Source organism: Mucilaginibacter sp., assembly GCF_028287845.1.
Classification (GTDB): domain Bacteria; phylum Bacteroidota; class Bacteroidia; order Sphingobacteriales; family Sphingobacteriaceae; genus Mucilaginibacter.
Window position 1 is genome coordinate 1 of sequence record NZ_JAQBOW010000022.1, and the last position, 12875, is coordinate 12875.

General features: G+C 40.0%; 14 protein-coding genes. 6 read left to right on the forward strand and 8 right to left on the reverse strand.

Annotation, left to right across the window (positions count from 1 at the left end):
* Positions 1-394 (reverse strand): GNAT family N-acetyltransferase (locus JWP71_RS01795; protein ID WP_299496465.1); only part of this gene is annotated, 394 nt, incomplete at its 3' end.
* A gap of 64 nt (positions 395-458) precedes the next feature.
* The gene (locus tag JWP71_RS01800; protein ID WP_299496434.1) at positions 459-1148 is read right to left on the reverse strand and encodes a YggS family pyridoxal phosphate-dependent enzyme; all 690 of its coding nucleotides are present in this window, start codon (positions 1146-1148) and stop codon (positions 459-461) included.
* A 40-nt stretch (positions 1149-1188) separates the two neighbouring features.
* Here JWP71_RS01800 and JWP71_RS01805 point away from each other — a divergent pair, with 40 nt between their 5' ends.
* Together JWP71_RS01805 and JWP71_RS01810 are read left to right on the forward strand one after the other, a co-directional pair.
* Positions 1189-1716, forward strand: coding sequence for a DUF4296 domain-containing protein (locus JWP71_RS01805; RefSeq protein ID WP_299496437.1), 528 nt, complete (start codon positions 1189-1191; stop codon positions 1714-1716).
* A gap of 6 nt (positions 1717-1722) precedes the next feature.
* The gene (locus JWP71_RS01810; protein WP_299496439.1) at positions 1723-4083 is read left to right on the forward strand and encodes an endonuclease MutS2; all 2361 of its coding nucleotides are present in this window, start codon (positions 1723-1725) and stop codon (positions 4081-4083) included.
* Positions 4084-4244: 161 nt separating this feature from the next.
* Here JWP71_RS01810 and JWP71_RS01815 read toward each other — a convergent pair whose 3' ends face one another.
* A complete protein-coding gene (locus JWP71_RS01815; RefSeq protein ID WP_299496441.1) occupies positions 4245-4709 on the reverse strand; it encodes a hypothetical protein in 465 nt (154 codons plus the stop codon).
* A gap of 104 nt (positions 4710-4813) precedes the next feature.
* Here JWP71_RS01815 and JWP71_RS01820 point away from each other — a divergent pair, with 104 nt between their 5' ends.
* Together JWP71_RS01820 and JWP71_RS01825 are read left to right on the forward strand one after the other, a co-directional pair.
* A complete protein-coding gene (locus tag JWP71_RS01820; protein WP_299496444.1) occupies positions 4814-5512 on the forward strand; it encodes a CoA transferase subunit A in 699 nt (232 codons plus the stop codon).
* A gap of 100 nt (positions 5513-5612) precedes the next feature.
* Positions 5613-6269 (forward strand): 3-oxoacid CoA-transferase subunit B, encoded by a 657-nt coding sequence (locus JWP71_RS01825; RefSeq protein ID WP_299496446.1) that lies wholly within the window; start codon positions 5613-5615, stop codon positions 6267-6269.
* On the opposite strand, the gene JWP71_RS01830 is transcribed toward JWP71_RS01825, so the two are convergent.
* From JWP71_RS01830 to JWP71_RS01840, 3 genes are read right to left on the reverse strand one after another with little or no spacing between them, the layout of a single operon-like run.
* Entirely contained in the window at positions 6266-6901 is a 636-nt protein-coding gene (locus JWP71_RS01830; protein WP_299496449.1) for a uridine kinase, read from the reverse strand. The genes JWP71_RS01825 and JWP71_RS01830 overlap by 4 nt on opposite strands.
* Positions 6894-7820 (reverse strand): LysM peptidoglycan-binding domain-containing protein, encoded by a 927-nt coding sequence (locus JWP71_RS01835; protein ID WP_299496451.1) that lies wholly within the window; start codon positions 7818-7820, stop codon positions 6894-6896. Before JWP71_RS01835 ends, JWP71_RS01830 begins: the two co-directional genes overlap by 8 nt.
* Positions 7821-7841: 21 nt before the next feature.
* On the reverse strand, positions 7842-8597 hold the full coding sequence (locus JWP71_RS01840) for a DUF4905 domain-containing protein (protein ID WP_299496453.1): 756 nt from the start codon (positions 8595-8597) through the stop codon (positions 7842-7844).
* 93 nt (positions 8598-8690) lie between these two features.
* On the opposite strand from JWP71_RS01840, the gene JWP71_RS01845 reads away from it, so the two are divergent.
* Positions 8691-9170, forward strand: a complete 480-nt coding sequence (locus tag JWP71_RS01845; RefSeq protein WP_299496457.1) for a DNA starvation/stationary phase protection protein — start codon at positions 8691-8693, stop codon at positions 9168-9170.
* A gap of 77 nt (positions 9171-9247) precedes the next feature.
* Here JWP71_RS01845 and JWP71_RS01850 read toward each other — a convergent pair whose 3' ends face one another.
* Both JWP71_RS01850 and JWP71_RS01855 read right to left on the reverse strand, forming a co-directional pair.
* Positions 9248-10726, reverse strand: a complete 1479-nt coding sequence (locus JWP71_RS01850; RefSeq protein ID WP_299496459.1) for a hypothetical protein — start codon at positions 10724-10726, stop codon at positions 9248-9250.
* Positions 10727-10737: 11 nt separating this feature from the next.
* Positions 10738-11601, reverse strand: a complete 864-nt coding sequence (locus tag JWP71_RS01855) for a hypothetical protein (RefSeq protein ID WP_299496461.1) — start codon at positions 11599-11601, stop codon at positions 10738-10740.
* 143 nt (positions 11602-11744) lie between these two features.
* Here JWP71_RS01855 and proS point away from each other — a divergent pair.
* Positions 11745-12875, forward strand: a 1131-nt coding sequence (gene proS / locus JWP71_RS01860) for a proline--tRNA ligase (RefSeq protein WP_299496463.1), incomplete at its 3' end; no start/stop codon positions are given.

Below are 12875 nucleotides of genomic sequence, written 5' to 3' on the forward strand. Positions count from 1 at the left end.
CGTAAAAATTAAGCGCCGGTTGGTTCCAGTCCAATACCTGCCATACCATACCGCTAAATCCTTTTTCTTTAGCTTCAACAATTAACCGGTCAAAAAGTAGTTTGCCAATTCCCCGGCCGCGCATGGGCTCTGTAACTATAAAATCTTCCAGATACATGCGACATCCTTTCCAGGTAGAAAATCGGGTATAATATAGCGCAAAGCCAACCACTAATCCACCAACTTCAGCTACATAGGCTTTCCAAACCGGCTTTTCGCCAAAGCCCGCGGCTTCAAATTCCTCTATGGCTACAGTTACTTCCTGCGGGGCCTTTTCATAAAGCGCCAGTTCGTTCACCAGTTCCAGCAGGCGTACACAATCTTCTTTTATAGCTTCTCTTAAGTTTATGGTCATTAGGTCATTAGTCATTGTGTCATTAGTTTAAATGCGAAATTGAACATCCGAAATCCGAAATCAATCAGTTATTCTTCCAATGTTTAATAACCCGCCCCCCAAAAATAGTGCTGCCTACGCGTATCATATTGCTGCCTTGTTCAATGGCTAATTCGTAATCGCTTGACATGCCCATTGATACTACATTAAAGCTTTCCTCTTTTCTGAAAAAGCTTGCCTTAATGCCATCAAAAAAAGTTTTCAACTCCTGGAACTCGTCCTTTAGCTGCTTCTCTTTATCGGTATTGGTGGCAATGCCCATTAAACCACGTATGCGAATATTTTTAAAGGTAGCAAACTCATCAGACCGTAATAGCTCAATAGCCTCATCGAAATCCAGGCCAAACTTGGTTTCTTCGTCGGCAATATATATTTGCAGCAGGCAATCAATAACGCGTTTATTTTTTTCGGCCTGTTTATTTATTTCCTGTAAAAGTTTTAAACTATCAACAGATTGTATCATGCTGATGAACGGGGCAATATATTTTACTTTATTTGTTTGCAGGTGACCAATCTGGTGCCATTGTATATCCTTAGGTAATTGTTCGTACTTATCAACCATCTCCTGTACCATATTTTCGCCAAATAAACGCTGGCCGGCATCATAGGCTTCCTGTATATCAGCAACGGGTTTGGTTTTTGATACCGCTATTAAAGTTACCTTTTTAGGTATAGTTTCGTTTTTTAAGCTTTTGATGTTATCTGCAATGCTCATTTATCCGTAATTTTGCTTAATTAAACCGCTAAATTACAGAATGCGTAAACATATTATCTTGTTTTTTTCAGCTTTGCTTTTTTTGTTTGCCTGTAATAGGGGAAATAGTCCCGATGGTATCCTGAAACCGGATGTAATGGTACACCTGCTCACCGATGTTCATATTGTAGATGGTAGCCTGGCGCTGCAAGTTGCCGGGGATAGTTTATACAAATATGGTACAGGCAGATACGATTACGTGTTTAAACAGTATCATACCGATTCTGCCCAGTTTAAAAGAAGTGTAAAATATTATACTACCCAGCCCGAAATTTTAATAAAAATGTATGCTGATATTGCTGCGCTTTTGCAAATTAAAAACGACTCGTTAACCAAAGTGGTTGCAAAAGAAAGCTCAAAGAAAGCAAAGGAAGCTATTGAAAAAGCAAAGAAAGACGCGAAATTAATGGCCGATTCGCTTAAACGTGATTCAATTATTAAAAAATCTAAACATCCTAAAAAATTAAAAAAGGATACTGTCAAATTAAAACATAAACCAACAGGGGTACTTAAAAAGTATCCAAACTAATATAAAATGCTTTACCCTAATAATAGTATTGATAAGCTGGGATTTACCGAGGTAAAGGAATTAATAAAAGCACATTGCCTTAGTGTTATGGGTCAACAGATGGTTGACAAGATACAGGTAATGAGTAATTACGAGCAGATAAGCAAGTTTTTAAGCCAGGCCCACGAGTTTAAAAATATATTGCAAAACGATGCTGCTTTGCCTATCCATAACTTTTTTGATATTAAATTCCTGGCTAACAAGGCCAGGCTGGAAGGCGCATTTTTAACCGAAGAAGAATTTTACCAGGTACTGGCATCATTAACTACTGTATTTGCAGTTATAGCTTATTTTAATGAGCGCGAGGGCCAGTATCCAAACCTGGAGGCCCTGTTTGAGCATTTGCCCATTGAAAAAGCGATAATAAAAAAAATTGAACAGGTAATAGATCCTAAAGGAAAGATAAAGCCTAATGCATCGCGCGAATTATCAGACATTACTTCGGGTATTGCAAAAGCCGAGCAGGACGCCCGTCGAAAGATAGATCAGATATTTAAAAGTGCATCAGGCAATGGCTGGACAGCGGATGGATCATTAACCATTCGGGATGGCCGCCTGTGTATTCCTTTATTAGCCGAAAATAAGCGAAAGCTAAAAGGTTTTATTCATGACGAATCAGCAAGCGGGCAAACCGTTTATATGGAGCCTGAGGAGGTTTTTACGCTGAATAACAAGATACGCGACCTTGAGTTTGAACGCAGGCGCGAGATAATGAAGATATTAACCGCGTTAACAGATGAATTAAGGCCCTATGTGCCGCTTTTATTATCATATCATAGTCTGCTCACCAAACTAGACTTTGTGCGCGCCAAGGCCCTGTTTGCCATTGATATAGAAGGCGAAATGCCACAAGTGATAAACGAAGCTAAGCTAAAGCTGGTAAACGCCCGTCATCCGTTATTGTTCCTGAATTTTAAAAAAGAGCATAAAACGGTGGTACCGTTAAACCTACAAATAGACGAACACACACGCGTAGTTGTAGTATCCGGCCCTAACGCGGGTGGTAAATCTGTTTGTATGAAGACAGTTGGCTTATTACAGTTAATGGTGCAGGCCGGCTTATTAATTCCTGCTGATGAGGCCAGCGTTGTAGGCGTTTTTAAACAGTTTTTTGTAGATATTGGCGATGACCAGTCTATAGAAAGCGATTTGAGTACATATAGCGCGCATTTGTCAAAAATGAAACATTTTGTAGAGCAGGCCAACAGCAAATCACTAATATTGATAGATGAGTTTGGAACAGGCACCGATCCGCAATTTGGCGGGCCGATAGCTGAAGCTGTGCTGGAATCATTAAATCATAAAAAAGTTAGAGGGATGGTAACCACACACTACTCTAACCTTAAAATATTTGCAGGTAATACAGAAGGTATTGAAAATGCATCCATGCTGTTTAATAATGTGGAAATGAAACCGCTTTATATTTTAGAAGTGGGTAAGCCCGGCAGCTCATACGCGTTTGAGATAGCTCAAAAAATTGGCTTGCCGCAACAGGTGCTTAACCTGGCTAAAAACAAAATTAGCGCCGGTCAAAAAAATGTGGATACCCTGCTGGTTGGTTTGGAGCGCGAGAAGAAAGAAATACTGGATACCCGCGTTAAACTGGATAAACAGCAAAGACAAGTAGATGTACTATTAGCCGAAAACGAAAAACTGAAAAGCTATCTCGAAGAAAATAAAAAGGTGTTGATACGAGAGGCAAAAGATGAAGCCAAAAACATCATACTAAATGCTAATAAGCTGGTTGAAAATACCATAGCCGAAATTAAAAACAGCAATGCCGATAAAGAAAAAACAAAGGATCTCCGCGAAAATCTAAACAAAGAATTACAAAAAAATACGGTTAAACAGGAAACAATTAAGCCGGCTGTGACCGAAGATGAATTAAAAATAGGTGACTGGGTAAAATTGGCCGACTCTGAAACAACCGGGCAGGTAATTGAAATAGCAAAAGATAATGTCATTATAGCCATTGGCGATTTGCGCACGGTGGCTAAAAAGAAGCGGGTACAAAAGGTGTCCAAATCTGTTGTGCCAAAAGAAGTAAGGCGAAGCATGAACAGCCATACCGGCGATATAGCCAGCTTTAGCCCCGAAATTGATGTACGCGGCATGCGTACCGAGGATGCTTTAGCGGCTATTGAGCGATTGTTTGACCGCGCGTTAATGATGGGTTTTGGTAATTTAAAAATACTGCATGGCAAGGGCGACGGCATCCTGCGCAAAATGATACGCCAATACCTCAAAAAATACGACCAGGTGGATCGTCTGGAAGATGAACATGCCGACAGGGGCGGGGATGGGATTACTTATGTGTATTTTAAATAATAGCATAGGCTGACCAAAAATATAATCGCAGAAAGAGGAACGAAATTATATTTTTAGCTATAAAACTCTGTGCTACTTTGTGTCTCCTTAGTGCACTCCGTGGTTAAATTTTAAACACAAAGGCGTTAAGGAGACACAGAGAGCACGGAGACCATATATTATTAGGTTTCCACATGATACCAGCCATCGTCGCTATCCTCGCCAACTTTCTGCTGGTCGGGTAGTTCATTAGGTCCGGGGATGTTAGGTTTGGCATTGCTGTTGCCATCATTGTCAGCCGTCCCCTCCTGGTAACTTTGCTGATCCTGAGCTTTGAAGTTGTTATTTTCAGGATGTTCTTCAGATGGCTCTGTACGCCTGAAATATTCGTTACTATAGCCCGCGTTTTGTGATGGATTGTTCTTATCATCGCCGGATGGTGTAATGTTATTTGCGCCAAAGTTTTCACCTCCCATTGGCTGGCCTTCTCTTATAGGTTTGGTTTTGCTATTGCCTGCCATGCTTCTTATCAGGTCCTTTTCTTCAACGTTTTTATCATCATCTACCCGGTAGGCATTGGGCTTATTAGCGTTTTGTTCTGAATGATTGTTCTTGTCATTCAAAAATGCATCATCTTTATACAACATAACTTTTATTTTTATTGGTTCATTCTATAATTATAATGCGCAGTTTTTATAATTGTTTTTGTGTGCTGATGATTTAGTAATTTTACCCACATCAATTATAGCCCATGAATAAAGTTTATAGCAATGCCGATGAAGCCATAGCAGATATTGCCAATGGCATGACCCTTATGCTGGGTGGATTTGGCTTATGCGGCTTACCCGAAAATTGCATTGCCGCATTGGTTAAAAAAGGAGTAAAGGAGCTTACCTGTATATCAAACAACGCCGGTGTTGATGATTTTGGCATTGGCCTGATGTTGAAACAACATCAGGTTAAAAAAATGATATCTTCTTACGTGGGCGAAAATGCCGAGTTTGAGCGCCAGCTGCTTAGCGGCGAACTGGAAGTTGAACTAATACCTCAGGGGACCTTAGCAACACGCTGCATGGCAGCCGGTTATGGCATGCCGGCAATTTTCACTCCGGCAGGCATCGGTACAGAAGTAGCCGAGGGTAAAGAGGTGCGGAATTTTAATGGCAAAGATTATTTAATGGAAATGGCATTTGATGCCGATTTTGCAATTGTAAAGGCCTGGAAGGGCGATAGCATGGGTAACCTGGTATATCGGTCGACCGCCCGCAATTTTAATCCGGTTATGGCCATGGCCGGAAAAATTACCATTGCCGAAGTTGAAGAACTTGTTGAGCCCGGCCAATTGGACCCGGATTATGTACATACGCCGGGTATATACGTGCACCGGATATTCCAGGGAGTGAATTATGAGAAAAGGATAGAGCAGCGGACGGTTCGTAGTAAACAATAAATTGTCATTCTGAGCGATAGCGAAGAATCTTATACGACTTACTTATCGCGCTTACAAGATCCTTCGCTATCGCTCAGGATGACAAAAATATTTTTTAATTATGTTAGATAAAACAGGAATAGCAAAACGTATAGCTAAAGAAATAAAAGACGGTTACTATGTTAACCTCGGCATAGGCATACCTACGCTGGTGGCTAACTATATTCCGCAAAGTATGGATGTTGTGCTGCAATCAGAGAATGGATTGTTAGGTATGGGCCCATTCCCATTTGAAGGGGAGGAGGACGCTGACGTAATTAATGCGGGTAAGCAAACTATTACCATGCTACCGGGTTCGGCCATATTTGATTCGGCTATGAGCTTTGGGATGATACGCGCCCGCAAAGTAAATCTGACCATATTAGGAGCTATGGAGGTATCTGAAAATGGCGATATTGCTAACTGGAAAATCCCCGGTAAAATGGTAAAAGGAATGGGCGGGGCCATGGACCTCGTAGCATCAGCAGAAAACATTATAGTTGCTATGCAACATGTTAATAAAGCAGGCGAATCTAAATTATTACCGCAATGTACGCTTCCATTAACCGGAGTTAATTGCGTTAAAAAAATAGTAACAGAATTAGCTGTACTTGATGTATTACCCGGAGGTGGATTTAAATTACTGGAACGTGCACCGGGAGTAAGCGTAGAAGAAATTAAAAATGCTACAGCAGGAAAACTAATTATTGAAGGTGAGATACCCGAAATGGAGATTTAACTAAATATTTTCGCCCTTAATTCTTTTGATATTTCTTCAGTAACAGCCAATATGCCTTCGGCGGTTTGCGTGTTATTAACAATAATTTTATGACAGCCGTCTTTATACGGCAGCAAGAACTCTTTATAAGCAGGTACAACATGGTTTATCCATTTATACATCGCATCGTCGTTAGAGTAGCCACGCTCCAGCAGGTCGCGTTTTAAACGGCGCTGCAAGGCAATGTCCTCATCCGCTTCAACAAATATTTTCATATCGAACAAATCTGCAATACCTTTAAAGTGTAAAATAAATAAACCTTCTACAATAATAATTGGTGCCGGTTTAATCTCTAGCATTTTTGGTATAGCGTTTGGGTTATTAAACGTGTATTCCTTTTTGTAAATGACTTCACGGTTCAGTAATTTGCTAACATCCTGCTCAAATTGCTCATAATCAATGGTGCGGGGCAGATCAAAATTATACAGTTTGTTTTCCTCCGCGGTCATGTTATGGGCCACAGGAATATAATAATCATCCTGTGATAATAAGCAAACCTCGTCAGGTGTAAAATGATCCAGGAAACGGTTTAAAAAAAAAGTCTTTCCAGAACCGCTTCCGCCGGCAATGCCAATAATATAAGGTTTATTCATTAGGAACACCGTAGCTTATATTTACATGAATACGTTTATCCAATGCGCCAATAGATTCGGCTACATTTTTTGTAAATATAATAACAACATCCTTAGTTGTTTCGCTATCTGTGATACGGCCAACTACTTTGGCAAATGTAGTACGGTTAGTCATTGGGTTGGTTATCTTTATAACCGTACCAATAGGAGCGGTTCGATGTAATGCCAGTTTTTTATTGGGGTCAAGGCTGGCATCGTCTATCCAGGTAGCTACGCCTTTTTCGTTCTTTTCAAATAAACCATATTTATTCGCATTTATTTTACGCTCTATAGCATTGCTGCTATCCTGTGAGGAAGCATACGAGGTAGAGTCGCGTTTTGCTACAGGGCGCACTATAACCGGTGGGGGTACATCAGCAGTACCGGATTTTACCTGTATGATCTGCCCCGGAATTACAGTTGTTGAAGTTAAGCCATTAAGTTTAGTTATATCCTCAACAGTCGAATTAAAGCGTTTGGCTATAGCATAAAGTGTCTCTCCGGCTGATACTTTGTATTGTTGCGTTGTTGAACCATTATTTGCCGGTGCTTCGGTTGTTGCAACCGGTTTTTGTACAACAGTTGCCGAAGAGGTAATTTGCCTGGATTGCTGTACAATTGCAGGTTTTGTTGATTCTAAAAATGACCTGTCTGTTGGGACCTTAATAATATTGCCAATTTTTAAAGGAGCATTATTGTTAAATTGTATAATAACACCCGGTTTTACATTGTAACGCCTGCCTACAGAGTAGTAATTATCTTTTGGATCTAATTTATGCAGTATCACTTTTTTTCCATCAAGGTTTTCAATACCTACAGAATCCGGTAACATGGGTTTTGCAAAAAGAGATAGTGAAAGTGTTAGTAAAGGAGTAATGAATAATAAATTCTTTAATTTCATAATAAATTCTTATTCAGTAATTTACAGGTTTAAAACCTTTAATTCTGATTTGTTTTTAATATAGATCAGCGAGTTTTTATACATGATAAACGACTCGGGCTGCATTTTTTGTATATCCGCATTTAATAAATCTTCATACACAAGATCCGTTCCATCTATAATATACAAGTGTTGTTTTAGTTGTCCGGTGTTGAAGGAGTGCAAAGATACAATTCTTAAATTATTGTGTTCAAGGTAATGTATAATGTTTCCATGAGGCTCAATTGGCAGGTCTTGATTTAAATAAGATGGAGGTAAAATTTGAGGTACTGTAATATAATTAACCGGCTCAATATCAATTAATGGCTCGTACTGCCTGATCATTGCCCCGGTTTTAATATCCGTTAAAAATAATTTTTTAGGTTGTATCTGAACATTATAAAGAACCGGCCCGTTTACCGTCAAATGATCGAAAGCGTAAGTATAGTTACTCCAGCAGATCGTCCCTTTATTATCTATAGCGATAACTCCTTTATGTACAGGAGCTTGTTCTGATTGGTAATTGTGCAATAATAGTATACCATCATAACCCGCCTCTATACCGGTTAACCACCGCTCGGGTGCAGACACGTTATTGAAATTAGTTTTACCGTTTGAGAGATCAATAGAAGCAAATGAAACATTCTTATCCTCGCTATTTCTTATTTCCAGGAAAATTGTGTCGGTTAAACTATCAATTTCCATGCGCCAGATCATTCCGCTTAGCTGCTCATTAATGAAGGGGAATAGCATCGTCATAAGTATGCAAATATGCTATTAAAAACAAAAAATTGTGGTATTTACTAAACAAAGGTATAGTTATACCTGTTGATTCACAATAATCTTAATATCATGAACGCAAAAGAAATAAGTCTCCAAGAAGGCAAAGTAAAGCCCGTTGTTGATCATTTAAATGATCTGCTGGCCAATTATCACATCCATTATCAAAAATTAAGGGGCTGCCATTGGAACGTTAAGGGTAAAAGCTTTTTTACTTTACATATTAAGTTTGAAGAATTGTATACCGAGGCACTGGTTACTATTGATGAACTGGCCGAAAGAATTCTTACTTTAGGCAAAGCGCCTTACAGCACTTTTAATGATTATATTAAAACATCATCCATAAAAGAAATTGATACTATTGGATTAAAAGATACTACAATGGTAAAAGCCCTAATTGATGATATGGCCAAGCTGATTGAAATGGAACGTGAATTATTAGAAGTTACTGCCCATGCCGGTGATGATGGCACCAATGATATGGTAAACCGCTTTATGCAGTTTAAAGAAAAGAACACCTGGATGTTGCGCTCATTTGTTAATGAGGATTAAGCATAAAACCTACTCAAATAAACAAGAAAGAGCCTGCTATGAAAATAACAGGCTCTTTCTTGTTAGTCGTAAGAATCCTAATATCTATAGCCAACGGTTACAAATACATTATTGTTAGTTCCGTTGACGCTTGCAGTAGGTGTTAACGTGCCAACATCGTAAGGAGTGATGGTTTGCGACCCGGTAACATGCACATAAGCGGCATCTACATAGTAACTTCCAAACCTATAACCTAAACCTGCTGTTGCGGTTTTAGTTTGTGTTCCGTTTGTTTTTAAAGGGCTGCCTTGTATACCATAGCCACCGCGTAAAGCTACAGAGCCTATTAATTTAATTTCGGCACCAACATGCGCGTTAACAGCTGCATGGTAGTTGCTTTTTATAATTCCGTTATCGTAATCTGCAAGGTAATTATCATTACTGCTAATACGGGTAGTGCTATAATCAATATATTCAACATCGCCGCTGATGAAGCCGTATTTGCCAAAAAATACAGATAAACCGCCTGATGCTTTTAATGGGGTGCGCATTTTATAAGTTAATGGATAATCGGCAGGACCGTCTACATAGTTTGATCCATTATTAAAACTGCTTGCCAGCCCTTCACTGTACGAATCATCTATGGTTATATAGGTTGGCGTAGTAACTGTGGCGCCTAAACGTACATTTTCCAGTAACTTATAGATAAAGCCAAATTTTGCATTAAATCCTTCGCCTTTGGTATCCTGGGATTGAGTAAAGGTAGAATTGAAGTTTCTGTCAACACCTGTGGTGCTGCTACCTTCAAGTACAGATGCAGTACCAATTTCATTAAAGCTATTTGCCGAGTTATACCTTAGTTGGGTAATACCTATGCCAAAACCTAAATATAGTTTGTTGCTGTAATTGGCACCCAGTGATAGATCAAATTCTGATTGGCCGCCAGACCTTGTGATGCTATTAAGCTGGTTTACGCCCGGATAAGCATTGCTTTTATAGGTAGGAGTTGTGGTGCTTCCGTACTGGTCAATCAGGTTTTGGCCATAGGCCCAGCCCTGCAATGTTCCGGCATCTACGCCGCTTGAATTGGCAAGGCTGGCGTAATAATCGTTTATGGAACTATTGCTGTTTTTGGCACCATAGCTAATACGTTCATCAAAATTATTTGTACGATTATAACCCATACCAAAATTAAGGCTTAACCAACCCTTGGTCTTGTCTTGCCCGCTTGGGGTATTTAGCCGCGAATAGAATACGATAGCGGCATTACTTAAATTCAGGTTGTTTTTACTTGCAGCGCCGGGTTGATTTAAATAAATTGAATTACTCTTCGAGCCATCAAACTCAGGGGTCAGGCTAACTTCAGACATGGTGAAAAAACCTAAACCGGCCGGGTTTCCGCTAACCGAAGATAGGTCTCCGCCCACAGCAGTGCCGGCGTTGCCAATTCCTTTTATTCGGGAGGTAGAGCCGGTTCCAAATGTTGAATAGCGTATAGCATCCTTTGCATATTGGGCAAAACTGCTCTTGCTAGTTGCTATTAAAGCAACTACACATAGTATATATTTTAATTTCATAGACAGCTAAATTAAGGCCTAACAGGTCTGCCGCCACCACCGCTGCTCCCCGTACTACCCCCGCTGCTACCAGAACTGCTTGAAGTATTAGTAGGAGCCGGGCTTGGTGTTGAAACACGCTCAACAACTTGCTGGCTCGCTGGCCTTACATCTTGCCTGTCGGTACGCACCGCGCGGATACTGTTATTGGTAGTGCCGGTACGGACAACTGAAGTATTATTCGGCCTACCGGGATAAATTGTATTGGTGCCATTATTGGCATAACCACGGCGATTGAAACCGGCTACACCGTTTGATGGATTTCCTGACCCTGAATTAGCTTTACGAAAAGTTAATCCTGAACCACCTCCCGCAGATGCAGAGCGGGAATATTGCTTTCCATGACGGCGCCCACCACCGGTATATAAATAACTGGTATAGATGGATCCATAGCTAAAATCATCATATCCGCCAAAATTGTTATAACCATAATCAAATGGTGAATAAACCCCAAAATCGTATGGTGATGGTTGGGATGGAGAATAGGTGTCATTATAGTTTGTATTGGCGCTTTTATTATAATTATTATTAGCGCTGTAAGGAGTATAGCCGTAGTAAAAATCGTCATCATAATCAAATGGCGTAAAATAACTAAAACGGTTTATGCGCGACGCGTAATCACCATAATAGTAGTAATCATCATCTGCTATATAATTGTTTTGTTTTGGCTGATAATTATTCGCGTCGGCATATTCTATGTTATCGCCGGCAATTGCCTTTGTAAAATATACGTCATCACCTGTGGTTGGTGAATTAGCTAATTTATTATTAACGGAGCAGGAACTCAGCACAACTGCACTGATAAAAACGATTCCTTTTAGAAGGTTCCCTTTCATATTTGTTAAGTATAAATCGGTTTTCATCAATATAGATTGATTTTTCCGGGTATAGTTTAATTTGACCGCTTTAATAACGTATAAATTTATAAATTTGACCACAATAATAAGCAATTAAAAAGTCAAAATCTATTTCACAAACAATGAGCAAAGGCGTTATTAGTAAAGATGAGGATTATTCGCAATGGTATAACGATCTGGTAATAAAAGCAGATATGGCCGAATATTCGCCGGTTAGGGGTTGTATGGTCATTAAACCCTATGGCTATTCTATCTGGGAGAAAATGCAGGCTGTATTGGATAAAATGTTTAAAGAAACCGGTCACAGTAACGCCTATTTCCCATTGTTTATACCCAAATCTTTTTTTTCCAAAGAGGCCAGCCATGTTGATGGCTTTGCTAAAGAATGCGCGGTTGTAACACATTACCGCTTAAAAAATGATGGTAACGGTAATATTGTTGTTGATGAAGATGCCAAGCTGGAGGAAGAACTGATAGTTCGCCCAACATCTGAAACTATTATATGGAACACCTATAAAGGCTGGATACAATCATACCGCGATTTACCTATTTTGGTTAATCAATGGGCCAATGTTGTGCGTTGGGAAATGCGTACCCGCTTATTTTTACGTACCAGCGAATTTTTATGGCAGGAAGGCCATACCGCACACGCTACTGCCCAGGAAGCTATCGCAGAAACCGAACTAATGCTGAATGTATATGCAGATTTTGCAGAAAACTGGCTGGCACTACCTGTTGTTAAAGGAAGGAAAACCCCTAACGAGCGTTTCGCAGGGGCATTGGATACTTATTGTATTGAAGCATTAATGCAGGATGGTAAGGCTCTGCAAGCAGGAACATCACACTTTTTAGGTCAAAATTTTGCAAAGGCATTTGATGTGAAGTTCACTAACAAGGAAAATAAGCTTGATTATGTTTGGGCAACCTCATGGGGAGTATCTACCCGTTTAATAGGCGCGTTAATTATGGCGCACTCTGATGATGCCGGATTGGTACTGCCGCCAAAACTGGCGCCTATTCAGGTTGTTGTTGTACCAATTTATAAGCATGATGAAGAATTAGAGAACATAACGGCTTATGTAAGCACCTTAACCAAAGCGCTTAAAGCAAAAGATATATCAGTTAAATTTGATAAACGCGACACCCATCGCCCGGGAGCCAAGTTTGCCGAATATGAGTTGAAAGGCGTGCCTTTGCGTGTAGCTATTGGCAGCCGTGATATGCAAAACGGAACAGTTGAGCTGGCCCGCCGT